Below are 696 nucleotides of genomic sequence, written 5' to 3'. Positions count from 1 at the left end.
GCGTCGAGTAGCACCTCAGTGAAATCGGTGCTGGTGAACTGCGAGCCCTGATCCGAATTGAAGATCCCGGGCACCCCATATCTCGCCAGCGCCTCTTTCAAAGCCTCTATGCAGAACCCGGCATCCATAGAATTCGACAACCGCCAGCTAAGCACCTTCCGGCTATACCAGTCCATCACTGCCACCAGATAAAGGAACCCATTCCGCATCGGAATATATGTGATGTCAGTGCACCAAACCTGGTTGGGCCGTGTGATTTCCAGGTCCCTGAGAAGGTATGGGTATATCTTGTGGGCCGGGTGCTTCTTGCTGGTCTTCGGCTCCTGGAAGATCGGCACAAGGCGCATCAGCCTCATCAACCGACGCACACGGTGGCGGCCGCATTTGTGCCCCTCTCGTTGCATGTGACGAGCCATCTGTCGCGAGCCGTACCAAGGCGTTTCCAAAAATTGAAGGTCGATGATTTCCATGAATACCAGGTTCTCGGCACTCTCGCCGCGCGGGTGGTAATACAGGCTAGAGCGGGTCAGTGACAACAGACGGCATTGCCGCCGCACGCTGAGATCGGGATGATCGTGCTTCACCGCTTTTTGCCTCCAGAGCCGAGAATGAGACTGGAGGCACTGGCCAAAAAATCCCGTTCCACGACCAATTGGCCGATCTTGGCGTGCAGCTTCTCGACCTCCTTCTCGGAGA

Annotated in this window: 1 pseudogene; it reads right to left on the bottom strand. The window is 56.2% G+C overall.

What is annotated here, in order from left to right:
- Window positions 1–696: pseudogene (locus DWB67_RS17780) on the bottom strand (IS3 family transposase); the annotation flags it as partial.

It is taken from the genome of Paracoccus sp. JM45, assembly GCF_003590715.1.
Taxonomy (GTDB): Bacteria; Pseudomonadota; Alphaproteobacteria; order Rhodobacterales; family Rhodobacteraceae; genus Paracoccus.
Note: the sequence above shows the minus strand (reverse complement) of the source record. Positions and strands in the feature narration are given on the sequence as shown.